Here is a 25,735-nt window from a genome sequence, read left to right on the forward strand (position 1 = left end):
GGACTCCAACAACTCGGTCTTACGACATGAGAACGCTTCGGCCCTGGCACACTGACAAGGCAATTCGCCCTACCCGTGAAATCGCGGAGTCGGGCGTTTCTCGTTATGCGCGATGACCTTGATCAACCCACTGGTCTAGTTGGGAATCCGAGGACTTCGGTCCTCCTCGCTCGCGTGCCAAATGCCGGTAGGGTCGGTGCCCTCGAAGGGCAGCGAGAGGAGGGCAGGTGGTGAGCGCTCAGCCGCACGACACACGCCGTACGCCGGAGCAGGTCCGGGCATCGCTCAAGGATGACCGCAGCCCCAAAGCCATCCGTGCCGCGCTGCCGGCCGAGGACCACGCGCTGTTCGACCGCGAATACCGGACTGCGCTGGACCAGGCGAAGGTCTCCTACGATTTGGCACCCGTTCAGGAGTTCCAGACGCGCTGGTGGATGACCGCCGTCCTCAAGGCCGACCCAGACGAGTACGCGGAGACCCTCCAGGCTGGAGAGCGCGCAGCGGAGTACTACGAGCGGGGAGAACGCCCGCCTGGCGCCACACGGTGGGATGACGCCGTTGACCGCCAAACTCGGGAACGTATCAAACGCGGCCAGTAGGCTCGCCTGGCGTCGCCGTTGAGTTCCCGTTCGGCCACTCGGGCATCGTCACGTATGTCGTGATGGAGCGACGGCGGCTCGTCTACATCGTGTGATTGTGAGGCTCGGCCTTCGCTCGTCCCCTCCAGGTGGAAGGCCGGGCTGTCTATGGGGCCGACTCGGGCCGCAGATCCGATACGTGCACGATGAGGGCCCTGGCGAGCGTGAATTCCAGCGTGGCGTGGTCGATCAGCGGGACGTCCTGGCGAGCCGGGCCGCCGGAGGAGAAGACGATTCCCTTCACACCCCACGGCCTATAGTCGGGCGAAGTGTAGACATAGGCCTCTTGCCGGAGGCGCGGGCACGCGGCTCGCGCCCCGGGGATACACCGCAGGCACGTCGGCGGCTTGCTGAGGTGGCCGGACGCGGCGTGTACCTTCTCGTGGAAAACCCAGGAGAGGCGCCTGGTATCGGGGTCCAGGGCGGGCTTGGCGCACACCTGGCAGAGTCGGTCCAGCATGCATTCCCGCTGCCGCAGCGTGTGCAGCTCGTCGTACTGGGGCCTCCCAAGGCGGTGCGATTGCTGCCGGGCCCACAGGACGCCCAGGCGCCAGTCGCTCGCCGCAGGGTCGATGTAGGACAGCCGCCGCCCGCTCAATGCCCACGCGTCGACGAGGACGGTGAGAGCCAGCGAGACGGTCTCCTCGCTGTAGGCGACGACGTGCGGCACCCGGAGGGCGGTCGGGGTCATGCGGAGGAGTTCAGGCGCAGGTTCGGGAGCAGCCATGCCTTGACCGTACGTCCACTTGCCCTATCTGGTCTAGCACTTGCTATAAATCAGTTAGGTGGTTGACTGCAGTCAATAGGGAGAATGTAGTGGAACAATAGGGCATGATATAGCTCACCTATTGTCGCGAGCGTGCTCAACCGTGAGGGGCCTGTGCCGATATATCGGCAGGTCGCCAATGAGATCAGGCGCCGCATTACCAGCGGGACGATCCCGCCTGGCCACGCCATCCCCAGCGAGCACCAGATCGTCGCCGAGTTCGAGGTGTCGCGCATCACCGCGACGAAAGCCATCCGCGCGCTGCGAGACGACGGTCTGGTCTACACGGTCCGCGGGGTCGGCTCGTTCGCCGGTCCCGAAGACCACCCGCGCGTCATCGAGACGACGTCGCCCTACCAGCGGGTCGCCGCCGAGATCGCCGAACGGATCCGCGCCGGCGAACTCCGGCCTGACTTCCCGATCCCGAGCGAGACGACGCTCATGCAGCAGTACGGTCTCGCGAAGGGCACCGTCAGGCGGGCGGTCGCTCTGCTGCGCGAGCAGGGATGGGTGTTCACGGTGCCGATGCGCGGTACGTACGTGGCGGCGCGCAAGGACTGGCCCAAGGCCTGATGTCGAGGTCCTGCCCGCCGGTAAGGTGGAGATCCGCGCACTTGAGGGTTGACGCGAGATCGCGCTCCTGCCTTGTCGTTGTGCGTGGATTTTGCCCGCCGTACCCCGGCTGCTAGGGTTGTTTGCTGGCCAGTCTGGGCGAGCTGGTCGATTACGTATGTGCTCCCCAGGTCAGGTATCCTCTACGGGCCGGGGTCGTTCGTCCGGCTCAAAGGCGGAGTAGCTCAGTCAGGCAGAGCAAACGGCTCATAATCGTTGTGTCGCCGGTTCAAGTCCGGCCTCCGCTACTGCCCCTCCCCAGGTCGCCGACCTGGGCTTGGGCATGTCCCAGTCCCAAACGTAGAAAGGCACTCCCACGTGGCTGCCACCGACGTTAGGCCGAAGATCACGCTGGCCTGCCAGGAGTGCAAGCACCGCAACTACATCACGCGGAAGAACCGGCGCAACGACCCGGATCGGCTTGAGCTGAAGAAGTACTGCCCCAACTGCCGCTGCCACCGCGCGCACCGCGAGACCCGCTAGCTCTTTTCCGAGCGCGGTCTCGCCGGGGGCATTCTCCTGGCCTTACCCAACGCACAACCGGCGTCCTGCACCAGGGCGCCGGTTTGTCGCGTCTATCGGCCGTCACGGTGACGCAATTCGCCAGCCATCATGGCAGCAGCGTCCACCGGCCGTCCCGATGGCGGGAGTCACCGGCCTCGCCGCCGTAGCGTCCACCGGCCGCCGTGCCCGTGGAATTCGCCACTCGTCCCTGCGGCAAAGTCGTGGTCATCCCAGCGACAGCCGAACCTTGTTCTGTTAGCGTCTGTGTAACGGACATGCGAGGGAGCACAGATGGCCTTGAACCGCGACTTCGTGGGCCGGACGTACGCGTCCAAGTCCTCGTACGAGGTCAGCCGGGTGAAGATCAGGGAGTTCGCCGCCGCGATCGGTGACGGCAATCCGATCTACCGAGACCGGGACGCCGCCCAGGCCGCCGGGCATCCCGATGTGGTCGCGCCGCCGACCTTCCCCATCGTGTTCAGCCTGCAGAGCGGCGGTGAGGCGCTGGCCGATCCTGACCTCGGCCTGAACCTGGCCATGGTGGTCCATGGCGAGCAGCGTTTTGAGTACGTTCGCCCCATCTACGCCGGCGACGAGCTCGTCACCAGCTCCACGATCACCGACATCCGCAGCGCCGGTCGCAACGAGTTGCTGACGGTGAGAAGCGACATCGCCACGGTCTCCGGTGAGCCGGTCTGCACCACGTACAACACGATCGTCGAGCGCGGAGGGGCGGCCTGAGATGACTGCCACGGTGAAGTACGACGAGATCGAGGTCGGGTACGAGATCCCGGCCACCGGCTACGACGTCCGCAGGCTCAACCTGGTGATGTACGCGGGGGCGTCGGGCGACTTCAACCCGATCCACTGGAACGAGCGGTTCGCCAAGGCGGTCGGGCTGCCCGACGTCATCGCGCACGGCATGTACACGATGGCGCAGGGCGGCCGGTTCGTCACCGACTGGGTCGGCGATCCTGGCGCGGTGGTCGACTTCGGGGTGCGGTTCTCCTCGATGGTGGTCGTGCCCGACGACGACGAGGGCGCGACGATCACCATCAGTGGCGTCGTGGAGGAGAAGCTGCCGGACAAGCGGGTGGTCGTCGGGCTGACGGCCAGGGCGGGCGACACCCGGGTGCTGTCCAAGGCCCGCGCAGTGGTTCAACTCGCGTAGCGCGACGAGCCCGGCGAGACGAGCCCGGCGGGACGAGCCCGGCGGGACGAGCCCGGCGGGACGAGCCCGGCGGGATGAGCCGGGCGGGATGAGCCGGGCGGGATGAGCCGGGCGGGATGATAGGCGGGGCGGCTCTCGGGTACGCGGCACCCTATGGATACAGCACCGCACCAAGGCAGGATCTGGCCCACGGTCGAATCGATCCCGGTCTCCGCGGTGACCGACAAGCCGCCCGGCCACCTGGGTCCCGTCAGGACCGAGGACGTGGCGGGCGCCGTCGGCACGGGCCGCGACACGACCGGCGGCGCGGGCGCGGCGACGGGTGTCGGCACCGCGGGGGCCAGGGCGAGAGGCGCTCGCGCCAATCCCGCCGACGAGCTGGGCTTCTCCGGTGACCCTGAGCAGCGGGGCGACCCGGGCGACGACATGCTGCACGCCCAGCGCGTCTGGGACGGAACCCTGGCCGCCAACCGTCTCGACGCGGCGGGCGTCGCCGACGAGCGGCAGCGGGTGGCGACCGCCGACGTCACGGCGTCCGTGAGTCTCATCGTCGACGGCCGGCCGGATGATGTACGGGCGTCCATAGAGTCGGTGCTCGAGCACACCGACGCCCATGTCCTGGCCCTCGACCTGGGAGACGTGGACGGTGCCGGCGAGGTGCTGCACAAGCTGGCGCTGCGCCATCCGGACCGGATCACCGAGTGGCGGGTGGCCGAGACCCCGCACTGGCAGGGCGGCTCGGCCACGTGGGGCGCCTGCCGGGCCAAGCTGCTGCGCCTCGACAGGTCCGAGGTGCACGTGCTGATGGAGACCTCGGTCGTACTGACCGGCGACGCGCTTACGCCGCTCGTCGCGGCGGTCGCGGACGGCGCGGTGGCGGCGGGGTGGCACGGCCTGGAGCGACCGCCGGAGGGCTCGGTGACGCCACCGGACGATACGGAGGCACCGCAGGGCGGCCTGGAGCGGCAGCTGATCGGCGCGGGGTGGCATGAGGCGGGACCGGGGCGCGTGCGCGCGTTGCGCGGCGACCTGATGGCGGTACGCAGGTCGGCCGCGATCGGCGCGCTGCCCGAGGATGCCCCAGACGGGAAAAACGCCGACCTGGAGCTCTCCATGGCCCTCAAGGGCGAGCTGGTCGTGCCCTCCGACCGCCTTCCGGTACGCCGCCTACGCCAGGACGGGTGAACCAGGACAAGGTGCTGGGCATGCCGAGGGCCTCATAAGCTTGTGCCCCATGGAGACCCTCGCGCCGTACACCACCCTCGGGCTGGGCGGCCCCGCCCGCGAATTCGTCGAGGCCAGTACGGCGGAGCACCTCGTCTCCCTCGTGGCCGAGGCCGACCGGCAGGCCCAGCCCACCCTGGTGCTCGGCGGCGGGAGCAACCTGGTGGTCGCCGACGAGGGGTTCGACGGGCTGGTCATCCGGGTCGTCACCCAGGGCGTGTCCGTCTCCCGTGACGGCGACGAGGTGCTGGTCACGGTCGAGGCGGGCGAGGACTGGGACGGACTGGTCACTCGCGCGGTGGCCGAAGGCTGGTCCGGCATCGAGTGCATGTCCGGCATTCCGGGGCTCGTGGGATCGACCCCGATCCAGAACGTCGGTGCCTACGGCCAGGAAGTGGCCCAGACCATCAGGTGCGTACGCGCCTACGACCGCAAGACGCGGCAGGTGGTCGACCTGGAGGCGCGGCAGTGCGGCTTCTCCTACCGCGACAGCGCGTTCAAGCGGGATCTGGCGCGGCATGTGGTGCTCGGCGTGACGTACGCGCTCGACGTCTCGGAGCTGTCGGGTCCCGTGGCCTACCAGGAACTGGCCACCCGGCTCGGCGTCGAGCCGGGCGCCCGCGTGCCGCTCGACCAGGCTCGTCGAGCGGTGCTGGAGCTGCGGCGCGGCAAGGGCATGGTGCTCGACCCGGCCGATCCCGACACCCGCAGCGCCGGGTCGTTCTTCACCAACCCGATCCTGACGGCCGCCGAGGCCGAGGAACTGGCGGCGCGGGCCCCCGGCCATCCGCGCTGGGACATGCCGGACGGCGCGGTCAAGGTGCCCGCCGCCTGGCTGATCGAGCAGGCGGGCTACCCCAAGGGCTACGAACGCGGCCCGGTCCGCATCTCCACCAAGCACACGCTGGCCCTGACCAACCCCAACGGCACGGGCACCACGGCCGATCTGCTGCTGCTGGCCGGGGAGGTGCGTGACGGGGTGCTGGAGAAGTTCGGCGTCACGCTCGTCAACGAGCCGGTGCTGGTCGGCTGCTCGCTGGAATAGGTCCCTGAGGGCCGCTGTTATGGTTGTTCGGAATTACCGAAGGGGAGTAGTCCCAATCGCGTGATCGACATGCTGGCGCGCTAGCGCGCCCGGTCACGCGGGCCTGTACGGGCGGACGAGACCTTCGGCCTGGTAGCTATGGATCAAGACGCTGCCGGGTCGAAGTCGTGCCCGAAAACTCCCTGGGTGCCTGCTTCCGGCTCGGTCGCGCGGAAGAGGACAGTTGGAAGCGTTCTGGATCAGCCTCGCGGTCATTTTCGTGGCCGAGATGGGTGACAAGAGCCAGCTCATGGCGATGACGTTCGCCACCCGTTTCAAGCCTTGGCCGGTGCTGGCCGGCATCACGATCGCGACGACCGCCGTGCACCTGGTCAGCGTCGCGGTGGGCGGACTGATCGGCGACGCGTTGCCCACCACCGCCATCTCCGTCGTGGCCGGCCTCGCCTTCCTGGGTTTCGCCCTGTGGACGCTGCGCGGTGACGAGCTGACGGACGAGGAGTCGAGCAAGGCCCGGCGTACCACCAGGAACGCCGTGGTCGCGGTGACGGTGGCGTTCTTCCTGAGCGAGCTGGGTGACAAGACCATGCTGGCCACCATCACGCTGGCGACGCAGCACGGCTGGCTGGGCACCTGGATCGGCTCCACGGTGGGCATGGTCGCCGCCGACGCCCTCGCGATCGTGGTGGGGCGCCTGCTGGGCAAGCACCTGCCGGAGAAGGCGATCAGGTATGGTGCCGCCGCCGTGTTCGCGATCTTCGGAATCGTGCTGCTGGTCGATGCGGTCGTCTACCGCGCCGGGTGATCGGTTACGGTAGGAGCATGTCTACGCCCCGCGTTTCTTAGCTGAGGACCCGCTTCCACGTCAGAAGTGTGTCCTTTCGCTTTCTCGGAGCGTAGTATCATGATTACTGTTCGTGATGTCGAGCTGCGCGCGGGCGCCCGCCTGCTGCTCTCGGACATCTCCTTCACCGTCTCTCCCGGCGACCGGATCGGCTTGGTCGGACGCAACGGCGCGGGCAAGACCACCTTGATGACCGCCCTCGCGGGCCAGGCCACGCCTGCCGCCGGGACGATCACCCGCACCGGCCCGGTCGGGTTCCTCCCGCAGGACTCCCGCGCGGCCGACCCGGCCGTCACCGTCACCGACCGTATCCTGTCCGCCCGCGGCCTGGACCGGGCCCTGCACCGGCTGCGCGCGGCCGAGGCCGCATTGTCCGAGGCGGCCGGGCCCGCCGCGCTGGAACGGGCGATGCGCGCGTACGCCCGTGCGGAGGCAGCCTTCCAGGCCGGCGGCGGATACTCGGCCGAAGCCGAGGCCGCCCGCGTGGCGGCCGGGCTCGGCCTGCCCGACCGCGTGCTGAGCGCACCAGTCGGCAATCTCTCGGGCGGGCAGCGGCGCCGGGTGGAGCTGGCGCGGATCCTGTTCGCTGGGCACGACGGTGCGCTGCTGCTGGACGAGCCAACGAACCACCTGGACGCCGACTCCCTCACCTGGCTGCGCACCTTCCTCCAAGGCCACCAGGGCGGTTTGGTGATGATCAGCCATGACACCGGTCTGCTCACCGAGGTCGTCAACCGGGTCTTCCACCTGGACGCCACCCGCGCGACGATCGACCACCACAACACCGGCTGGGTCGCGTACCTCACCGAGCGGGAGGCCGATGAGCGGCGCCGGACCCGGGAGCGAGTGAACGCCGAGCGCAAGGCCGCCGCCCTGCACACGCAGGCGGACAAGATGAAGGCCCGCTCGGCCACCGCCGTCATGGCCCGCAGCATGGCCCGCCGCGCCGACCGCATGCTGGCCGAGCTGGAACCAGCCCGCCGCACCGAGAAGGTGGCCCGGATCCGACTGCCCGAACCGGAGCCGTGCGGCCGGATGCCGCTCGGCGCGGTCGGCCTGGCCAAGTCCTACGACGGCCACCGGGTCCTCGACGGCGTCGATCTGGCCGTGGACCGGGGCAGTCGCCTGGTCGTGCTCGGCCTCAACGGCGCGGGCAAGACCACCCTGCTGCGCATCCTCGCGGGCCAGGAGCGGCCGGATGCCGGACGGGTGGTGCACGGGCACGGGCTGCGGCTGGGCTACTTCGCCCAGGAGCACGACACCCTCGACCCCGCCCGCACGGTCCGGCAGAACCTGTTGGACGCCGCCCCTCACCTGACGGATGGCGAAGCGAGGCGGGTCCTGGGCGCGTTCTTGTTCAGCGGGGACGACGCCGACAAGCGCAGCGGGGTGCTCTCCGGCGGGGAGAAGACTCGCCTGGCACTGGCCGGGCTGGTCCACTCCGGAGCCAACGTGCTGCTTCTGGACGAGCCGACCAACAACCTCGACCCCGGCTCCCGCGACGAGGTGCTGACCGCAGTCGGCTCCTACCCAGGCGCGATCGTGATGGTCACCCACGATGAGGGCGCCATCGACGCCCTCCGCCCCGACCGTGTCCTGCTGCTGCCGGACGCGGACGAGGACCTGTGGAGCGAGGACTACCGCGATCTGGTCGCCCTCGCCTGACCGCCCACCGTTCCCATCACCCGGTCACGCTCTAGCGTCGTTCGATGAGGACCTGGAGGCCGTCCAGGACGCGCTGGAGGCCGAACTCGTAGGCGTGGTCAGCGCTGTAAGCGGCGTTGTTGGCGGCTCCGGCGGCCGCGCCGACCCGGCTGGCCGTCGGATAGGCGGCCTCGTCATAGACGCGGGCGAGCAGCGGAGAGCTGACGGCCCACCACTGCTCGTCGGTCATCGCCTCGCTCTGGGCGGCCCGCTGGTCGGCGGCCGAGCGGGCGGAGGAGTGCACGAAGCCGAGCAGGTAGGCCAGGGCGGCGTCCATCTCCACGTCGCCCAGGCCGAGCCCTTCGAAAGCCCGCAGCTCATGCTCGTACTTGGCCAAGACCCCCGGGCCGAGCGGCGGGCGCGTGGTGGACACGGCGAGCATCCACGGGTGTTCCTCGTACACCGTGAGGTTGGCCCGCGCCACCGCCTCCAGCCGCGCCCGCCACGGCAGCTCTGACAGGTCGGGGCGGGGCATCTGGCCGAGGACCGTGTCGAGCATGAGGTCGAGCAGCTCGGCCTTGCCCGGCACGTACGTGTAGAGCGACATGGTGCCGATCCCGAGAATCTGGGCGACCCGCCGCATCGTCGTGGCGTCGAGGCCCTCCTCGTCGGCGACGGCGATCGCGGCCGCGACGACCTCGTCGACCGTGCGGCCCTGACGTGGCCCGCGCTGCGCCGGCCGCGCTCCCGGCTGCCGCCAGAGCAGCTCGATGGTGCGGGCGGGGTCTCCGGCGCTGGTCCGGGCGATCGTGGGCGGCACGTCATCCATCTTCTCACTCAACTTAACTTCGTACATAGTACGATGTACGACGTACGGAGTTTATCGAGGGCGAGGAGTGGCGTTGCAGACGTCCCGTATCCAGATCATCGGCGCGCGCGAGAACAATCTCCGCGACATCTCCCTGAGCATCCCGAAGGGGCAGATCACCGTCTTCACCGGCGTATCCGGGTCCGGGAAGTCGTCCATCGTGTTCGACACCCTCGCCGCCGAGGCGCAGCGTCAGCTCAACGAGACCTTCACCGCCTTCGCCCGCAACAGGCTGCCGAAGTACGGGCAGCCGGACGTCGACGTGATCGAGAACCTGTCCGCCGCGATCGTGGTCGACCAGAAGCGGCTCGGGGGCGGCTCGCGCTCGACCGTCGGCACGATCAGCGACATCTACTCGCTGCTGAGACTGCTGTTCTCGCGGGTCGGCAAGCCGTTCGTCGGTTACTCCAACGCGTTCTCGTTCAACGATCCTCAGGGCATGTGCCCCGAATGCGAGGGCCTGGGCAGGACGGTCGCGCTCGACCTCGACGTCTTCCTGGACAGGTCCCGGTCGCTGAACGAAGGGGCCCTCCTGCACCCGCACTTCGCCGTCGGCACCTGGTACTGGAAGATCTACGCCAACTCCGGCCTGTTCGACAACGACAAGAGGCTGGCCGACTACGACGAGCGGGAATGGGCGACGCTGCTGCACGGCGCCCAGACCAAGGTGCCGCTGGAGTGGCAGGGCGGCACGATCAACTCCAGCTATGAGGGCCTGGTGGCGCGGTTCACCCGCCTGTACATCAAGAAGGACGTCGCCGAGATGTCCGAGGCCAACCGCCGGCTTTTCCAGGAGTACGTCACGACGGCCACCTGCCCGCTGTGCGCGGGCGCCCGGCTCAACCAGGACGTGCTCGGCTGCGAGATCGACGGCTTCAACATCGCCCGGCTCGCCGCGATGGAGGCCACCGAGCTCGTGGAGGTGCTGGCCGGGTTCACCGACCCGGTGGGCGCCCCTGTGGTGGCGAGCCTGATCGACCGGGTGCGCGACCTCGTCACGATCGGTCTCGGCTACCTCAGTCTCGACCGCGAGACCGCCACGCTCTCGGGCGGCGAGTCACAGCGCGTCAAGATGGTGCGGCACCTCAGCAGCAGCCTCACGGACATGATGTACGTCTTCGACGAGCCGAGCGTCGGGCTGCACGCGCGCGACGTCGAACGGCTCAACACGCTGCTGCGCAAGCTGCGTGACAAGGGCAACACGGTCATCGTCGTCGAGCACGACCCCGAGGTGATCGGGATCGCCGACCACGTCGTGGACATCGGCCCCGGCGCCGGGACGCACGGCGGGCAGGTGGTCTACGAGGGCACCGCGGCGGCACTGCCCGAGGCCGACACCCTGACCGGCCGGTACATGAAGCGGCGACTACCCCTGAAGACCGACTACCGGCGCCCCACGGGCGCGATGACGATCGCCGGCGCGAGCACGCACAACCTGAAGGACGTCACCGTCGACATCCCGGCCGGCGTGCTGACCGTCGTGACGGGCGTCGCGGGATCCGGCAAGAGCACACTGGTCAACGACGTGTTCCTGAGCCGGCACCCCGAGGCGGTGGTCATCGACCAGTCGGCCGTCAGCGTCTCGCGCCGCTCCAACCCCGCCACCTACACCGGGATGCTGGACGAGATCCGGCGGCTGTTCGCGCGGGCCGGCTCGGTGAGCGCCTCGCTGTTCAGCCCGAACTCCAAGGGCGCCTGTTCCGCCTGCCAGGGGCTCGGCGTCATCTACACCGACCTGGCGTTCATGGACGGGCTGAAGTCGACCTGCGAGGACTGCCAGGGGCGGCGCTTCCGGCCGGAGGTGCTGGAGCACAAGCTGGATGGGAAGTCGATCAGCGACGTGCTGGAGATGACGGCGGCCGAGGCGTACGCGTTCTTCCCGCAGCCGAAGCTCAGGCGGGTGCTGCGGGCGGTCAACGACGTCGGGCTCGACTACCTCACGCTCGGCCAGCCGCTCAGCACCCTGTCGGGCGGCGAGTGCCAGCGCATCAAGCTGGCCACTGAACTGCACAAGAGCGGCACCGTGTACGTCATGGACGAACCGACCACCGGCCTGCACATGTCGGACGTGAAGCGACTGCTCGACATCATGGACCGGCTCGTCGACGCCGGGAACTCGGTCGTCGTCATCGAGCACAACCTGGACGTGGTCAAGAACGCCGACTGGGTCATCGACCTCGGGCCCGAGGGCGGTGGGCAGGGTGGCCAGGTGCTTTTCGAGGGCACGCCGCGCGATCTGCTGGCGGCGACCGGCTCACACACCGCCGAGTTCCTGCGCCGGGACCTGGCCTCCTAGGGGAGTAGGTCCGTGACGCGACCGTCTCGGCCCCTGTGATGGTCCGTGGTGGCTGAGGTCCTTAGGAGAGATACCCCCTCCGGGGGAGCGGAAGAAACCGGTCCGTGGGTGGCTGGGGTCCTTCGGGGGAGAAGAGGGAGGCGGTTCGTCGTGGCTGGGGTCCTTCGGGAGGAATACCCCTTCAGGGGAGAAGAGGAAGCCGGTCAGACTCGCTCCTACCGGGACAGCAGGGAGAGACGGTGTGCGGCCGCGGCTGCCTCGCCTCGGGTGGTCACGCCAAGTTTGGCCAGGATGTTGGACACGTGCACGCTGACCGTCTTGGCCGAGATGAACAGCTCGGCGGCGATGTCCCGGTTCGTACGGCCCAGCGCCACCAGCCGCAGCACTTCCGTCTCGCGTGGTGTGAGCAGCTCGGGGACGGTCGCCTGCTGCTGGACGACGCCGACACGGCGGGAGAGCGCCTCGATCTCGTCGATCAGCGGCCTCGCCCGCAGCGCGGCGGCCAGCGGCGCGGCCACGGCGAGCCGGGTCGCCGCGCCTTCCCTGTCGCCCGACCGCGCCACCGCGGTGGCCGCTCTGACGAGGGCCTTGGCCTGGTTGTGCGGGCGCTTGAGGCGCTCCCAGGCGGCCGCCGCCGCGTCGAAGTCGCGCGAGTACGTCAGTTTGTACGCCTCCGCCACCGGCCCGCTGACCTTGAGGTTCGCGGCCACCTTGGCGGCCTGCTCGCGCACCGCGCGGACCCGGTCGGGCTCGGCTTCCTCGGCGGTGTCGCAGACCAGGGTGAGCAGGGACAGCCGCCGCCAGCCCAGCATGGCTTTGGGGGACTGTGACGACAGCGACAGGATGTGCTCGGTCATGGCCAGCGCGGCCAGCGACTCGCCCTTGAACAGATGCCAGCCGATGCGCAGCCGGGTGCTGTTAGTGATGTCCTGCAAGAACTCCTCGGGCCGCTCCTTGAGCACGCCCAGCTCCGCCAGGATGCCTTCGACGACCGCGAGCTCGCCCCTGCCCAGTGCGATGTCGGCGCGTACGCGGAGCAGGTGGTTGTGGGTGCGCAGCACGGGACCGAAGCTGAGCGCCTGCCCGATGGTCTCAAGGGCCTCGTCCCAGCGGCCGATGGCCTCCAGCGCCTCGGCCCTGTTGAGGAGGATGAACAGCCCGTTGACCCGCATCCGGCCGTACTGCTTGGCCAGCTGCCAGCCCTCGTCGGCCAGCGCGAGGGCTTCCTCGGAGCGCCCCAGGTCGCTCAGCGCGTCGATGTTGTTGCCGATCGCCCGCGCGATGAGCCGTCCCGAGCTCTCCTGGCGGCCCATCTCCAGCGCGCGCAGGTTGGTGGCCAGCGTCGCCTCTGTGTCACCGTCGATGGAGTGGCCGAGCGCCAGGTTCAGCAGGAGGTCTCCTTCGAGGCACTTGTCGCCGAGATCCCGGCTCAGGCGCAGACCCTCCTCGATGAGCCGGGTGCCCTCCTTGACGTCGCCACGGAGCATCAGGTGCTGGCTCATCGGCATGATGACGCTCGCGCGGGCCAGGGTCGGCTCGGGCACCAGACGCAGCGCGTGCTGGAAGTCGTCGACGACGCCCGTCTTGCCCTTGTAGATCTTGAGGTTGGCCCAGCGCACGATCAGCGTGGCGACCCGGGCCGGCTCCTGGGTCTCGTCGAGCTGCGCCAGGGCCGCCTTGACGAACTTGATGCCCCGGTCGAGCTCACCGCCCGCGAGGGCGGCCTCGCTGGCCCGTTCGAGCACCGCCGTGTGGTCGGCGCCGATGCGCTCGGCCGCGTCCGGTACCCGGTCCCACAGCATGAGCACGCGTTCGAGCAGCGGGATCGCCTCGGTGTACGCGAAGGCTCCGAACGACTTCTGCGCCGCCTCCCAGGCCGAGATCAGTGCCCAGAGGTCGTTGCGCGCGCCGTACCAGTGGTGGGCCAGCTCCACGGCGGCCCGGCCCGGTGGCACCAGCTTGCGGTCGCGGGAGATCTCCTCGGCGTAGCGCGAGTGCAGCCGTTGATGCTCACCGGGCAGCAGCTCGTCGTGTACGGCCTCGCGGATGAGGGAGTGCCTGAAGACGTAGGCGCGGTTGTCGGCGATCTGCAGCACGTTCCCGGCGATGGCCGACCGCAGCGCGGCCTCCAGCTCCAGGTCGGACAGGCCGCTGACCGCGGCGAGCAGGGCGTGGCCGACCCTGATGCCGCCCGCGGCGGCGATACGCAGCACGCGCTGGGTCTCCTCGGGCAGCCGCTCGACCGAGCCGAGTATCAGGTCCTGCATCGACTCGGGGAACGCGCAGTCCTCGCCGCAGTCCAGCAGGGCCTCGACGAACAGTGGGATGCCCTCGCTGCGCTCGTAGACCTTCTCCACCTTGGGGTAGTCGGGGTCGATGCCGAGGATCCCGGCCATCTGCAGGGCGACCTCGTCCCTGGACAGGCGGGGCAGGTCGAGCCTGAGCACGCTGCTCACCCTGCCCAGCTCGGCGAGTACCGGCCGGAGCGGATGCTGCCGGTGCAGATCGTCAGATCGATAGGTCATGACGATCAATATCTGCGCGGTGCCGAGGTTGCGGCTGAGGAAGGCGATCAGGTCGCGGCTGGACCGGTCGGCCCAGTGGATGTCCTCGATGAGCAGGATCGTCGGCCGGTTGCCGGCCAGTCGTTGGAGGAGCGTCAGGAACTGCTCGAACAGGCGCGCCCGGCCCGTGTCGGTCTCGCCGTCGCCGCTGGGCTCGCCGAACTCGGGGAGCAGCCGGGCCAGGTCGCGTTCGGCGCCGCCCGGCAGCAGCGCGGCGATCTGGCTGGTGCCCTGCTCCCTGACCAGCTGCCTCAGGGCAGCCGTGAACGGCGCGTAGGCCAAGCCCTCCGTGGAGAGCTCGACGCACCCGCCGTACAGCACATGAGCGCCGCTCCGCGCCGCCTGCTCGGCGAAGCGCTGTACCAGCCGGGTCTTGCCGACTCCCGCCTCACCGCCGACCAGCACTGCTGTCGCGGTGCCCTTCCGGGCCTCGTCGAAGGCTTGAGAGAGGGCCGTGAGCTCCTCTTCCCGCCCCACGAAGACGGGACTTACCGAACGTCCCAGCATGTCGTCCAGCATGTCATGCCTCACCAGCCGCTTTCGACGCATTTAGGGCGGATTGATAAGCGGCTTTGGCCCGCTGGGGCGGTGGCCGCAAATGGGGGTTCCCGGGGAGTCGTCACACCGACCGTCCCGATCCCGTGTGACGGTCCGTCGTGGTCGGGGTCCTTCGGAGAGGTACCCCTTCGGGGGAGAGGAGGAAGGCGGTCCGTCGTGGTCGGGGTCCTCAGGAAGGCGCTGCTAGGGAGGGACGGTGGCCCGGCCGCGAGGGAGGGTGCGGCCGGGCGCTTGTGGGGCGGTCATGAGGAGCGGCGCTTGCCGAACACCGAGCGGCGCTCGGACTTGTTGCCCTCCAGTGCCTCGCGTACCTGACGGTGTCGCGCGGCCGCCTGGCGCAGCTCGTTGACGTGGCTCTTCATGATCTGGTATTCGATCTCGGGACTCATGGTGGTGTGTCTCCTTCTTGTGTCTTGCTGACACTCTTAAGGTTCGGGCTAAGGCCCCTACCGCCACATCGGGCGGATGCCCTATCTCCCGGGAAACTCCAGGCCAGGGAGTACCTAGGAGGGGCGCCGATGCCGCCTTAGAGATCCGGTTTGGACGTAGCCCACCTGGTCGGCGATCCTGTGGAGGTGTCAACTGTGACTACCTCGCTCGCCGACGTCGGCTCGTCCGGCGCGACGCTGCGAGCATTCCTGCACGGCCTGCCCGGTGTCGACCGGGTCGGCGCGGACCAGCGAGCGGCGATGCTCGGCACCCGCTCCATCAAGACCAGCGCCAAGGCCATGGCGATCGACCTGGCCATCTCGATGGTCGACCTCACCACGCTCGAGGGCGCGGACACGCACGGGAAGGTCCGTGCGATGTGCACCAAGGCGATGCACCCCGGCGAGGGAGCGCCCCGGGTGGCGGCCGTCTGCGTCTATCCCGACCTGGTGGCCGTGGCCGCCGGCGCGCTGCGCGGCTCGGGGGTGAAGGTCGCCTCCGTGGCGACCGCCTTCCCGAGCGGGCGTTCCTCGCTGGAGGTCAAGGTGAGCGACACCGCGCTCGCCGTCGCCGCGGGCGCCGACGAGATCGACATGGTGATCGACCGCGGCGCGTTCCTGTCCGGCGACTATCTCAAGGTGTACGAGGAGATCGTCGCGGTGAAGGCCGCCTGCGGCTCCGCCCACCTGAAGGTGATCCTCGAGACCGGCGAGCTGTCGACCTACGACAACGTACGGCGGGCGTCCTGGCTGGCGATGCTGGCCGGAGCCGACTTCATCAAGACCTCCACCGGGAAGGTGGCCCCGGCCGCCACGCCACCGGTGACGATGATCATGCTGGAGGCGGTGCGCGACTTCCGCGACGAGACGGGCCGGCAGGTCGGCGTGAAGCCGGCCGGCGGCATCCGCACCACCAAGGACGCCATCAAGAACCTCGTGCTGGTCAACGAGAGCGCCGGCGAGGACTGGCTGTCGCCCGACTGGTTCAGGCTGGGCGCGTCGTCGCTGCTGAACGACCTGCTGATGCAGCGCCAGAAGCTGACCACCGGCCGTTACGCGGGCCCCGACTACTTCACCTTGGACTGATGATGGCGACCTTCGCATACGCACCGGCGCCCGAGTCGCGCGACATCGTCGATCTGAAGCCGTCGTACGGGCTGTTCATCAACGGCGAGTTCGTGGACGGCTCGGGCTCCGCCTTCAAGACGATCAACCCGGCGACGGAGGAGAAGCTGGCGGAGGTCGCGACGGCCTCCTCCGACGACGTCGACCGGGCCGTACAGGCCGCGCGCAAGGCGTTCGGGGTCTGGAGCGCGATGCCGGGCACCGAACGGGCCAAATACCTGTTCAGGATCGCCCGCATCATCCAGGAACGCGCCCGCGAGCTGGCCGTGCTGGAGTCGCTCGACAACGGCAAGCCCATCCGCGAGTCGCGTGACGTGGACCTGCCGCTCGTCGCCGCGCACTTCTTCTACTACGCCGGCTGGGCCGACAAGCTGGAGTACGCCGGGTTCGGCGCGGACCCCCGGCCGCTCGGTGTCGCCGGGCAGGTCATCCCGTGGAACTTCCCCCTGCTCATGCTGGCCTGGAAGATCGCCCCGGCGCTGGCCTGCGGCAACACGGTGGTGCTGAAGCCGGCCGAGACCACGCCGCTGACGGCGCTGCTGTTCGCGGAGATCTGCCAGCAGGCCGACCTGCCGCCCGGTGTCGTCAACATCGTCACCGGAGCGGGTGAGACCGGCGCCGCCGTGGTCGCCCACCCCGACGTGAACAAGGTGGCCTTCACCGGCTCCACCGAGGTCGGCCGGATCATCGCGCGGACCGTCGCGGGCACCGGCAAGAAGCTCACGCTGGAGCTGGGCGGCAAGGCCGCGAACATCGTCTTCGACGACGCCGCGCTCGACCAGGCCGTCGAGGGCGTGGTCAACGGCATCTTCTTCAACCAGGGGCACGTGTGCTGCGCGGGCTCCCGGCTGCTGGTGCAGGAGTCGATCCAGGACGAGCTGCTGACGGCGCTCAAGCGGCGCCTCGGCACGCTGCGGCTGGGTGACCCGCTCGACAAGAACACCGACATCGGCGCGATCAACTCGGCCGAGCAGCTGGCGAAGATCCGCTCGCTCAGCGACCTCGGCGAGCAGGAGGGGGCCGAGCGCTGGTCGCCCGCCTGCGAGCTGCCGGACAAGGGCTTCTGGTTCCCGCCGACCGTCTTCACCGGCGTGGCCCAGTCGCACCGCATCGCCCGGGAGGAGGTCTTCGGCCCGGTGCTGTCGGTGCTGACGTTCCGCACCCCGGCCGAGGCCGTGGAGAAGGCCAACAACACGCCGTACGGGCTGTCGGCCGGGATCTGGACGGAGAAGGGCTCGCGCATCCTGTGGATGGCCGACAAGCTCAGGGCCGGAGTGGTCTGGGCCAACACGTTCAACCGGTTCGACCCGGCCGCGCCGTTCGGCGGGTACAAGGAGTCCGGATACGGCCGCGAGGGCGGGCTGCTCGGGTTGGAGGCCTACCTTGATGTGTGAGCACCGCCGTTCCCGCCGGGGTAGGCGGCGGGCGCAGGCCACGCGCGGCCACGCCTTCGCCCGCGCCGGAAGGCCCGTACGCACCGGCTGGTACGCCCACCGCTGCGGGGTGAGCCGGTGCGGCCAGGTCTTCGTGCCGGTCGAGATGTCGGAGGAGACCATGCGGAGGGGGCGCGGCGATGAGTAGGTTGGCCGTTCGCAAGACGTACAAGCTGTACATCGGCGGGGCGTTCCCGCGCTCCGAGAGCGGGAGGTCCTACGCCGTGACCTCGCCCAAGGGCGACTTCCTCGCCAACGCCTCGCGGGCCTCCCGCAAGGACGTCCGTGATGCCGTGGTGGCGGCGCGCAAGGCGTTCCCCGGCTGGTCGGGCGCCACGGCCTACAACCGGGGCCAGATCCTCTACCGGATCGCCGAGATGCTGGAGGGCCGCCGCGCGCAGTTCGCCGAGGAGCTGGGCGGCGGCAAGAAGGCGGCGCTGGAGGCCGTGGACGCCGCGGTCGACCGGCTGGTCTGGTACGCGGGCTGGTCGGACAAGATCGCTTCCGTGCACGGCACGGCCAACCCGGTCGCCGGCCCGTACTTCAACCTCTCCTCGCCGGAGCCCACGGGGGTCGTCGCCGTCGTCGCGCCCGAGGACCCGCTGGTGGGGCTGATCTCGGTGATCGCGCCGGTGATCGTGACGGGCAACACGTGCGTCGTGATCGCCTCCGAGCGGACGCCGCTGCCGTCCATCACCCTGGCGGAGGTGCTGGCCACCTCGGACCTGCCGGGCGGCGTCGTCAACGTCCTCACGGGTCATCAGCGGGAGCTCGCGCCTTGGCTGGCCGCCCACATGGACGTCAACGGGCTGGACCTGACCGGTGTGTCCGACGCTGAGCTGGCGCTGACCTGCGAGCAGGCGGCGGCGGAGAACCTCAAGCGGGTCCTGCGCCCGTCGCCGGACGAGGACTGGCGGGCGGCCCCGGCCCTGACTCGTATGACGCGTTTCCTGGAGACGAAGACGGTCTGGCACCCGATGGGGGTCTGACCGTCAGGCGGGTGGGATGTTGGCGTTGAGAGCCGTCACGCCGGTGGGATGTTGGCGTTGAGCCGGAACAGGTTGCCGGCATCCCACACCGTCTTCAGCGCGGCGAGCCGCCGGTAGTCGTCCGGATCGTAGGCCAGACGGACCTGGTCGGGCGCGGTGTTCTCGCCGTACAGGAAGTTGAGGCCGCGGCCTCCGGTGTCCCACGGCGACAGGGCCGCGCGGACGCCGTCGTGGAGAGGGCGCACCTCGCCGGGGTCGCCGCCCGGCGCGAGCCGGGACAGGACGCCGACCTGATACTGGGCGTCGTGGTTGACCACGGGCCCGAGGCCCGGCTTGTCCAGCGCGCCACCCAGGTGCCTGATCTCCAGGATGGCGCGCTCGGTCTCCAGCAGCGCGTCCACGGCCCGCGCGGGCAGCTCGCGCAGCAGCGAGTGGGTGGCGTAGTAGGCCATCGGCTCGGCCGGGTCGTTGTGGATGCTGCCCGACTCGGTGTACGGCAGCTCCTTCACCGAGTCCACGAGCCGGGGCCCGATCGCGCGCAGCGGCTCCAGCAGGCGCTCGCCCTCCTCCTGGCCGCCCGTGTACGCGATCCGCACGTGGCCGACGCGGCGGCCGCGGAAGACCTCGGGCACCTGCGGGGCCTCGGGGAACGGGATCACCGCGATGGACGAGGTCATCTCCTCGGGCAGGTCCCGTGTCCACTCGGCCCAGCGCCGCACTACGTCGGTGGCGGCGAGATCGAAGAACAGGCCGCCTCCGTACAGACCGGTCACCGGGACCAGCCCGATCTCCAGCGCCGTGACCACCCCGAAGTTGCCGCGCCCGCCGAGCAGCGCCCAGAACAGGTCCGGCTCCGTCGCGGCCGTCACCTCCCTGAGTACGCCGTCGGCGGTGACCACTTCGATGGCGCGTACCTGGTCGACGGCGTAGCCGTAACGGCGCGCCATGAGCCCGAGCCCGCCGCCGAGCGTGTAGGACACGGCGCCGACGGACGGGGCCGAGCCGGACAGCGGGGCCAGCCCGTGGCGGGCCGCCGCCTCGATGACTCGCGACCAGCGCACGCCCGCCTCGATCCTGGCCGTCGCGGTCTCGGGATCTATCCGTACGCCGGTCATCCTGCGGGTGCTGATGAGCAGGCCGCCGTCGGCCGCCATCGGCATGCCGTGCCCGGTGGCCTGCACGGCCACCGGCAGCCCGTTCGCCGCCGCCATGGTCACGGCCGCGCTTACGTCGGCGGCGTCCGTCGCACCGACGATCACGTCCGGCCGGTGCCGGGCGAGGGCCTGGAAACCGGCCCGCTCATCGTCATATCCCTCATCACCCGGCCGGAACACCGGGCACTTCAGCAGGTCTTCCATGCGGTTCAGCTTGTGTCCGGCCCATCCAGAAGTCAAAGAGATGGGTTGTCTGGCTGTTAGCATGATTTGTTATGGAGCTCCGACAGCTTGAGTACTTCGTGGCTGTGACCGAGGAGGCGGGCTTCACCCGGGCCGCGGCGCGGCTCCATGTGGCCCAGCCCGGTGTGAGCGCGCAGATCCGGCAGCTGGAGCGGGAGCTGGGCCAGCCGCTGTTCGACCGCTCGGCGCGGCAGGTGCGCCTCACCGAGGTGGGGGAGGCGGTGCTGCCGTACGCGCGGGCCGCGCTCGCGGCGGTCGCCGCCGCCCGGCTGGTCGTCGACGAGATGACCGGGCTGCTGCGCGGGCACGTCGTGATGGGTACCGTCTCGGCGCCCTCCGTGCTCGACCTGCCGGGGCTGCTGGCCGACTTCCACGACCGGCATCCGGCCGTGGAGATCTCGCTGCGGGAGTCCGATCCGGAGAGCCTGACCGAGGCGGTGCGGGCGGGGCGGATGGACCTCGGGCTCATCGGCATCGGATCGAGCGTGCCGCCGGGGCTCGACGCGCAGGTGGTGATCGACCAGGCTCTGGTGGCCGCCGTCGGGCTCACTCACGACCTGGCGGGGAAGTCCGATGGCGGGCTCGCTCACGAGCCCGCCGTGGGGGTCGCTCACGACTCGGCGGGGACATCCGCCATCACGCTGCGGGAGCTGGCGGATCGGGCGCTGATCTGCCTGCCGCGCGGCACCGGTCTGCGGGCCGCGCTCGACGAGGCGTGCGCCGCCGCCGGGTTCACGCCGCATGTCGCCTTCGAGGCCAGCGAGCCGTACGTGCTGGGGCAACTCGCCGCCAAAGGGCTCGGCCTGGCCGTACTGCCCGAGTCGGCGGTCACCGTCGCGAAGGACGACCTGCGCGTACTGGAGATCACCGAGCCGCGGCTGCGCGGCCGGATGGCGCTCATCTGGCGGGCCACGGGGCCGTCGGGGCCTGCCGCGCGAGCGTTCATCGACCACGCCCGCCACCGACTGCCCGACTTCAGTTGAATCGACCGTGTTCGCAGAGTCGGTTCGTCCGCCGGGGTCAGCTTGAGTAGCCGCGCGGCCGGACCGGTGGGTGTGCGGCCGACAGCTGGGCGGCCAGGCCGAGGAGTTGCGGCTCGCCGCCGGGTGGGGCGATGAGCTGGACGCCGATCGGCAGGCCGCTGGAATGGGTGGCGATGGGGACGGTGAGCGCGGGCCAGCCGCACATGTTCCAGGCGCCGGTGGCGGGCGCGTACCTGACGTTGGCCAGCAGGTTGCGCAAGAGCCCGCGCTCGCCCCAGCGGTCGGCCTTCGGCGGAATCCGGGCCAGCGTCGGCGTGATCAGCACGTCGGCGTCACCGAACCACTGGTCGGCGCCGTACCCGTGCCAGCGGGCGCGGCCCCGCTCGCCGTCCAGCCTGAGCGCGTGGAGCACCCGGCCCGCGCGGGCCAGCGCGCGGGTGCGTGGTTCCAGACGCGCGCGGTCGAGGCCGGTGGCCGCTCCGGAAGCGCGGGTCAGCCAGGTGGCGATCGTGGCGGGACCGAGGGCGGCCGGCAGGCGTTGCTCGTGCTCGACGACCGTGTGCCCGGCGACCCTGAGGGTCTCGGCCGCCGCGCGTACCGCAGCCTGGAACTCGCGGTCCATCGGCAGGCCCACCGGTAGCGGCTGCGGGGCGTAGGCCACGCGCAGGTCGAAGGGCTCCGGGGTGTCTTGCGGTGGCCGGGGCGCCCAGACCTCGTCGTCATCGTCCGCCCAGACCGAGCGGAGCATGCGCGGCCGGGGCTCGATCCGCTCGCCGCCGCGCCAGGACTCGGCCAGGCCCTCGTCGGCCGCCAGGACGGAGAGCATCAGCGCCAGGTCGGGCACGTTCCTGGCCAGCGGGCCGTTCTCGGTGAGGCCGCCCCAGGTCTCCGTCGGCGGTGGTACGAGGCCCGTGCCCGGCTTGATGGCGTACACCCCGCAGCACGCCCCGGGAATGCGCAGCGAGCCCATCCCGTCGTTGCCCAGCGCCAGCGGCACCATCCCGGCCGCCACCGCCGCGGCGCTGCCCGCCGACGAGCCGCCGGACGTACGGGCCAGGTTCCAGGGGTTGCGCACGGTGCCGTAGGCGCTGTCGCCGAAGGCGACCAGGCCCAGCTCGGGCAGGTTCGTCAGGCCGACGACCACCGCGCCGGCCGCGCGCAGCCGGCCGACCGTCTCGTGGTCCTTGGGCGCGGGCGTGTCCGCTGTCGCGGCGGATCCGCCCCGGGTGGCCTCGCCCGCGACCTCCAGGTTGTCCTTCACCGCGACGGGTACGCCCGCCAGCGGCAGGTCGGCCAGGTCGCGGCGCTCCTGCACGGCCCGCGCCTCGTCCAGGGCTCGCTCCCTGACCAGCCGGAACGCCCCGACTCCTGGATCGCGCTCGGCGATCGCGTGAAGGTGTTGCTCGACGACGGCCGCGGCCGTGACCTCACCCTGACGTACGGCCGTCGCGATCTCGATGGCGGACCTGCCTGTCCACAACATGCTTAAAGTGTGCGGGTTTTCACCCTTCGTTGCGAGGCTCCCGGCCGGCCTGCTTCAGCGCGAGCCGCAACGCGAACTCGATCTGCGCGTTGACGCTGCGCAGATCGTCGGCCGCCCACTTGGCGAGGGCGTCGTAGACGGCCGGATCGAGGCGCAGCAGGAGCTTCTTGCGCTCAGGCATACAGGCTGCCGGTGTTCACCACCGGCTGGATCGCCCGGTCGCCGCAGAGGACGACCAAGAGGTTGGAGACCATTTGCGCCTTACGCTCCTCATCCAGCTCCACCACCTGCTCGGCGGCCAGCCTATCGAGCGCGAGCTGGACCATGCCCACAGCGCCTTCGACGATTCGGGTGCGTGCCGCCACGACCTGCGCGGCCTGCTGGCGGACCAGCATGGCCTGGGCGATCTCGGGAGCGTACGCGAGGTGCGTGATGCGCGCCTCCAGCACCTCGATCCCGGCCAGCTCGGTGCGCTCGCGCAGCTCGGTGGTGAGCTCGGCGGCCACCTCCGTGCCGTCGCGCAGGCTGGTGCGACCGGCGTCGTGCGAGTCGTAGGGGTGCGTGGTGGCCAGGTGCCGCACGGCCGCCTCCGACTGGATCTCGACGTAGTCCTCATAGTCATCCACCGAGAACTTGGCCTTGGCCGCGTCGTCCACCTTGTAGACGACCACCGCGGCGATCTCGACCGGGTTGCCGTCGGCGTCGTTGACCTTGAGCTTGGCCGTCTCGAAGTTGCGGACCCGCAGCGTGATCGTGGTCTTGTTGGTGAACGGCAGCACCCACTGTAAGCCCGCGTCCTCGACCGTGCCGATGTAGCGGCCGAAGAACTGCACCACCTTCGCCTCGTTCGGGTTGACCACGGTGAACCCGCTGGCGACCAGTGCGAAGAGGACGATCCACCCGATGCCCAGAACCTCCGGCGAGCCGATGGCCGCTATGGCGGCGAGCACCAGCAGGACGAGGACGACCAGGAAACCGTTCAGGCGGAAGGCGTATCGTTCCATCCCGACTCCTTGCTATCGAAGTGATATCACAATGATAGCGCGTCTAGGCTTGGGCCGCGTGAACGGACCATCTCTGGCCACCGGCCAGCGCTCCCTGGGCGACCCCTCGATCACGTATCCGCTGTGGCCGCCGCTGACCCGCGGCTGCCCCAGAACGAGCACCGCGTCATTGGCCTATCCGGTCGAGGTCGACTATGACTACGCCCGGGTCAGCGCCACCCTGTTCGAGCAGGAGCCGGGCCCCGACCTCGCGCGCTGGTCACCGCTGCTGCCGCCACTGCACGCGCCCACACTGGGCGAGGGCGGCACGCCGCTGATCCCGCTGGAGGGCGTGTACGTCAAGGACGAGTCGCGCAACCCCACCTGGTCGCACAAGGACCGGCTCAACCGGGTCGCCGTCAGCGCGGCCGTGGGCGCGGGCGCGCCCGGCGTGGTGGTGGCCTCGTCTGGCAATCACGGCGCCTCGGCCGCCGCCTACGCCGCCCGCGCCGGCCTGCCCGCCATCGTGCTGGCCTCGGCCGACGCGCCGCCCGCCGTCCATTCGCTCGTCCGCGCGTACGGGGCCAAGGTGCTCGCCGTGCCGGTCGAGGCGCGCTGGCCGCTGATGCGCGAGATCGTGGACCGGCTCGGCTACCACCCGGTCAGCAACCTGACCGTCACCCACACCGGGCACCCGTTCGGGGCCGAGGGCTACAAGACGATCGCGTACGAGCTGTTCCTGCAGCTCGGCGGGGTGCCGGCGGCGGTGTTCGCGCCGACGGGCTACGCGGAGCTGCTCTACGGGGTCTGGAAGGGGTTCACCGAGCTGCGCCGGCTCGGGCTGGCGGGTACGACGCCGCGCATGTTCTCCTGCGAGCCCGCCGCGGGCGGTCCCCACGCGCGGGCCGTCGCCACGGGGGCGCCGGCCGCGATCGTCTCGCTCGGGCACACGGACGCGTACGGCATCGGCGGCTCGGTGGGCGGGCACCGGGGCGTACGGGCGGTGCGCGACAGCGACGGAGAGGCACTGCTGGTCACCGACGAGGAGATGCGGGCGGCGCAACGGGCGCTGGCCAGGCAGGGGCTGTGGCAGGAACTGTCGGGAGCGGCGGGGCTGGCCGCCTACCGCAGGCTGGGGCGGGACTTCGACGGGCCGGTGGTCTGTGTCGCCACGTCCAGCGGGTTCAAGGATGTGGGGGTGGGGTCTGAGACGGTCGAGGTACTGACGAACCCGACCATGGACGACGTGCTGTGAGGTCGTCTGTGCATGCGGTGAGGTCGTCCATGGCCTGGCGATGTGCGCTGAGGTCCGCTGTGGCGCCGCCGGGTCGGGGCGGCGCGTCCGGGGTCACGCCTTCAGCCACACCCGGAGCGGGCCGATCGGGGTGAAGCCGTGCCGGGACGCGGGGGTCGGGTCGGTCTCGTAGCCGACCAGTGGGCGGCCGGGGAACAGCTCGGCCGCCAGAGCTACCGTGCCCGACCAGGCAGCGTCCAGGTCGCAGCCCAAGGCGAACACGTTCGAGACGCCCACGACACTGCCGCTCGCGTTGAGCGCGGCCCCGCACACGATGTCGCCGTCGATCCGGCCCGCCAGCACGGTGACCTCGCTCAGCAGTGACGGCCGGAACAGATCCCCGTCATCCGCCGGAAAACAGGCGCGCTCCCAGTCGCGGAGCGTGCCCGCGTCGCGGACCGCCTCCCAGACGATGACGTCCCCGGTCGCCGCCGGGGCGATGGCCACGCCGGTCGGGGCAGTTGTCTCGCCGGTTGAGGCGGTGGCCTCGTCGGTCAGGGCGGTGGCCTCGCCGGTCGTCGTGGCGGCCGGGCGGTGGATCCACTCGGCCTCGAACAGCAGGTCCCACCCGGGCGGCGGCTGGAGCACCGCGAAACTGTCCTTGACCGAGGCGCTCCGCTTGCCCTCGACCCCGGCCAGCAGGTCGGCCCACGTCGCCTCGGGGGAGAGGGTGACGGCATCGGGGTAGTAGGTAGGGCTGACGCCGGGGTTGGTCCAGCTCAGCGCGCTGAACGTGCCGGGGGACCCGTGCGAGCGGCACACCGCGTCGCACCACTCGGCGTTGTTGCGCGCCGCCTCAAGCAGCCGGTCATCGGTCATCTCGGCTCCGTCCCACCTGGCTCATCCGTCGGTCGGTTCCGGTCCCAGTTCGTCCGTCAGTCGGTTTATG

25 protein-coding genes and 1 tRNA gene are annotated in these 25,735 nt (G+C 70.3%); 17 read left to right on the plus strand and 9 right to left on the minus strand.

Going from position 1 to position 25,735, the window contains the following annotated elements; all coding sequences use genetic code 11:
- Positions 1–230 precede the first annotated feature (230 nt).
- Positions 231–599: a DUF6247 family protein gene (locus tag AB0J16_RS49225; protein ID WP_358553165.1), complete on the plus strand. Its 369-nt coding sequence runs from the start codon at positions 231–233 to the stop codon at positions 597–599.
- Positions 600–744: 145 nt separating this feature from the next.
- Here AB0J16_RS49225 and AB0J16_RS49230 read toward each other — a convergent pair whose 3' ends face one another.
- Positions 745–1,329, minus strand: coding sequence for a hypothetical protein (locus tag AB0J16_RS49230; protein ID WP_358553167.1), 585 nt, complete (start codon positions 1,327–1,329; stop codon positions 745–747).
- A 168-nt stretch (positions 1,330–1,497) separates the two neighbouring features.
- On the opposite strand from AB0J16_RS49230, the gene AB0J16_RS49235 reads away from it, so the two are divergent.
- From AB0J16_RS49235 to AB0J16_RS49275, 9 genes are all read left to right on the plus strand, one after another.
- Complete coding sequence (locus tag AB0J16_RS49235) at positions 1,498–1,977, plus strand: GntR family transcriptional regulator (protein WP_358553169.1); 480 nt, start codon at positions 1,498–1,500, stop codon at positions 1,975–1,977.
- Positions 1,978–2,190: 213 nt separating this feature from the next.
- Positions 2,191–2,264 (plus strand) — tRNA-Met (locus tag AB0J16_RS49240).
- A gap of 70 nt (positions 2,265–2,334) precedes the next feature.
- Positions 2,335–2,499 carry a 50S ribosomal protein L33 gene (rpmG, locus tag AB0J16_RS49245; RefSeq protein WP_019632658.1) on the plus strand — a complete coding sequence of 55 codons (165 nt, stop codon included), beginning with the start codon at positions 2,335–2,337 and terminating at the stop codon, positions 2,497–2,499.
- 312 nt (positions 2,500–2,811) lie between these two features.
- Positions 2,812–3,261: a MaoC family dehydratase N-terminal domain-containing protein gene (locus tag AB0J16_RS49250; RefSeq protein WP_358553171.1), complete on the plus strand. Its 450-nt coding sequence runs from the start codon at positions 2,812–2,814 to the stop codon at positions 3,259–3,261.
- A 1-nt stretch (position 3,262) separates the two neighbouring features.
- Positions 3,263–3,691, plus strand: a complete 429-nt coding sequence (locus tag AB0J16_RS49255; RefSeq protein WP_358553173.1) for a MaoC family dehydratase — start codon at positions 3,263–3,265, stop codon at positions 3,689–3,691.
- Positions 3,692–3,844: 153 nt separating this feature from the next.
- The gene (locus AB0J16_RS49260; RefSeq protein ID WP_358553175.1) at positions 3,845–4,876 is read left to right on the plus strand and encodes a hypothetical protein; all 1,032 of its coding nucleotides are present in this window, start codon (positions 3,845–3,847) and stop codon (positions 4,874–4,876) included.
- A gap of 49 nt (positions 4,877–4,925) precedes the next feature.
- Positions 4,926–5,960, plus strand: coding sequence for a UDP-N-acetylmuramate dehydrogenase (locus AB0J16_RS49265; protein WP_358553177.1), 1,035 nt, complete (start codon positions 4,926–4,928; stop codon positions 5,958–5,960).
- Positions 5,961–6,183: 223 nt separating this feature from the next.
- A complete protein-coding gene (locus AB0J16_RS49270; RefSeq protein WP_358553179.1) occupies positions 6,184–6,762 on the plus strand; it encodes a TMEM165/GDT1 family protein in 579 nt (192 codons plus the stop codon).
- Positions 6,763–6,861: 99 nt separating this feature from the next.
- Complete coding sequence (locus tag AB0J16_RS49275) at positions 6,862–8,466, plus strand: ABC-F family ATP-binding cassette domain-containing protein (protein ID WP_358553181.1); 1,605 nt, start codon at positions 6,862–6,864, stop codon at positions 8,464–8,466.
- Positions 8,467–8,497: 31 nt separating this feature from the next.
- On the opposite strand, the gene AB0J16_RS49280 is transcribed toward AB0J16_RS49275, so the two are convergent.
- Positions 8,498–9,286: a TetR/AcrR family transcriptional regulator C-terminal domain-containing protein gene (locus AB0J16_RS49280; protein WP_358553183.1), complete on the minus strand. Its 789-nt coding sequence runs from the start codon at positions 9,284–9,286 to the stop codon at positions 8,498–8,500.
- 55 nt (positions 9,287–9,341) lie between these two features.
- Between AB0J16_RS49280 and AB0J16_RS49285 the strand changes: the two genes are divergently transcribed.
- Positions 9,342–11,609 carry an excinuclease ABC subunit UvrA gene (locus tag AB0J16_RS49285; RefSeq protein WP_358553185.1) on the plus strand — a complete coding sequence of 756 codons (2,268 nt, stop codon included), beginning with the start codon at positions 9,342–9,344 and terminating at the stop codon, positions 11,607–11,609.
- Positions 11,610–11,824: 215 nt separating this feature from the next.
- Here the strand turns inward: AB0J16_RS49285 and AB0J16_RS49290 are convergent, their stop codons facing one another.
- Positions 11,825–14,680: an AAA family ATPase gene (locus tag AB0J16_RS49290; protein ID WP_358553187.1), complete on the minus strand. Its 2,856-nt coding sequence runs from the start codon at positions 14,678–14,680 to the stop codon at positions 11,825–11,827.
- 293 nt (positions 14,681–14,973) lie between these two features.
- The gene (locus AB0J16_RS49295) at positions 14,974–15,120 is read right to left on the minus strand and encodes a hypothetical protein (protein ID WP_358553189.1); all 147 of its coding nucleotides are present in this window, start codon (positions 15,118–15,120) and stop codon (positions 14,974–14,976) included.
- A gap of 195 nt (positions 15,121–15,315) precedes the next feature.
- Between AB0J16_RS49295 and deoC the strand changes: the two genes are divergently transcribed.
- Genes deoC through AB0J16_RS49315 form a run of 4 tightly spaced genes read left to right on the plus strand, consistent with a single transcriptional unit; the run spans position 15,316 to position 18,706 of the window.
- Complete coding sequence (gene deoC, locus AB0J16_RS49300; protein ID WP_358553191.1) at positions 15,316–16,245, plus strand: deoxyribose-phosphate aldolase; 930 nt, start codon at positions 15,316–15,318, stop codon at positions 16,243–16,245.
- Positions 16,246–16,247: 2 nt separating this feature from the next.
- A complete protein-coding gene (locus AB0J16_RS49305) occupies positions 16,248–17,678 on the plus strand; it encodes an aldehyde dehydrogenase family protein (protein WP_357959305.1) in 1,431 nt (476 codons plus the stop codon).
- Positions 17,671–17,865 (plus strand): hypothetical protein, encoded by a 195-nt coding sequence (locus AB0J16_RS49310; RefSeq protein WP_358432328.1) that lies wholly within the window; start codon positions 17,671–17,673, stop codon positions 17,863–17,865. Before AB0J16_RS49305 ends, AB0J16_RS49310 begins: the two co-directional genes overlap by 8 nt.
- Positions 17,858–18,706 carry an aldehyde dehydrogenase family protein gene (locus AB0J16_RS49315; protein WP_358553193.1) on the plus strand — a complete coding sequence of 283 codons (849 nt, stop codon included), beginning with the start codon at positions 17,858–17,860 and terminating at the stop codon, positions 18,704–18,706. Before AB0J16_RS49310 ends, AB0J16_RS49315 begins: the two co-directional genes overlap by 8 nt.
- A 35-nt stretch (positions 18,707–18,741) precedes the next feature.
- Here AB0J16_RS49315 and AB0J16_RS49320 read toward each other — a convergent pair whose 3' ends face one another.
- Positions 18,742–20,064, minus strand: a complete 1,323-nt coding sequence (locus AB0J16_RS49320) for an FAD-binding protein (protein WP_358553195.1) — start codon at positions 20,062–20,064, stop codon at positions 18,742–18,744.
- Between the two features lie 71 nt (positions 20,065–20,135).
- Here AB0J16_RS49320 and AB0J16_RS49325 point away from each other — a divergent pair, with 71 nt between their 5' ends.
- The gene (locus AB0J16_RS49325; protein WP_358553197.1) at positions 20,136–21,086 is read left to right on the plus strand and encodes a LysR substrate-binding domain-containing protein; all 951 of its coding nucleotides are present in this window, start codon (positions 20,136–20,138) and stop codon (positions 21,084–21,086) included.
- 37 nt (positions 21,087–21,123) lie between these two features.
- Here AB0J16_RS49325 and AB0J16_RS49330 read toward each other — a convergent pair whose 3' ends face one another.
- From AB0J16_RS49330 to AB0J16_RS49340, 3 genes are read right to left on the minus strand one after another with little or no spacing between them, the layout of a single operon-like run.
- Positions 21,124–22,569, minus strand: a complete 1,446-nt coding sequence (locus AB0J16_RS49330) for an amidase (protein ID WP_358553199.1) — start codon at positions 22,567–22,569, stop codon at positions 21,124–21,126.
- Between the two features lie 19 nt (positions 22,570–22,588).
- Positions 22,589–22,750 (minus strand): hypothetical protein, encoded by a 162-nt coding sequence (locus AB0J16_RS49335; protein ID WP_225294533.1) that lies wholly within the window; start codon positions 22,748–22,750, stop codon positions 22,589–22,591.
- Positions 22,743–23,573 (minus strand): SPFH domain-containing protein, encoded by an 831-nt coding sequence (locus tag AB0J16_RS49340; protein ID WP_358553201.1) that lies wholly within the window; start codon positions 23,571–23,573, stop codon positions 22,743–22,745. The genes AB0J16_RS49335 and AB0J16_RS49340 overlap by 8 nt, the downstream gene beginning before the upstream one ends.
- Before the next feature lie 58 nt (positions 23,574–23,631).
- On the opposite strand from AB0J16_RS49340, the gene AB0J16_RS49345 reads away from it, so the two are divergent.
- The gene (locus AB0J16_RS49345) at positions 23,632–24,807 is read left to right on the plus strand and encodes a pyridoxal-phosphate dependent enzyme (RefSeq protein WP_358553203.1); all 1,176 of its coding nucleotides are present in this window, start codon (positions 23,632–23,634) and stop codon (positions 24,805–24,807) included.
- 93 nt (positions 24,808–24,900) lie between these two features.
- On the opposite strand, the gene AB0J16_RS49350 is transcribed toward AB0J16_RS49345, so the two are convergent.
- Positions 24,901–25,665 (minus strand): hypothetical protein, encoded by a 765-nt coding sequence (locus AB0J16_RS49350; protein WP_358553205.1) that lies wholly within the window; start codon positions 25,663–25,665, stop codon positions 24,901–24,903.
- Positions 25,666–25,735: the final 70 nt, after the last annotated feature.

The sequence above is a fragment of the Nonomuraea sp. NPDC049750 genome (assembly GCF_040659625.1).
Lineage (GTDB): Bacteria > Actinomycetota > Actinomycetes > Streptosporangiales > Streptosporangiaceae > Nonomuraea.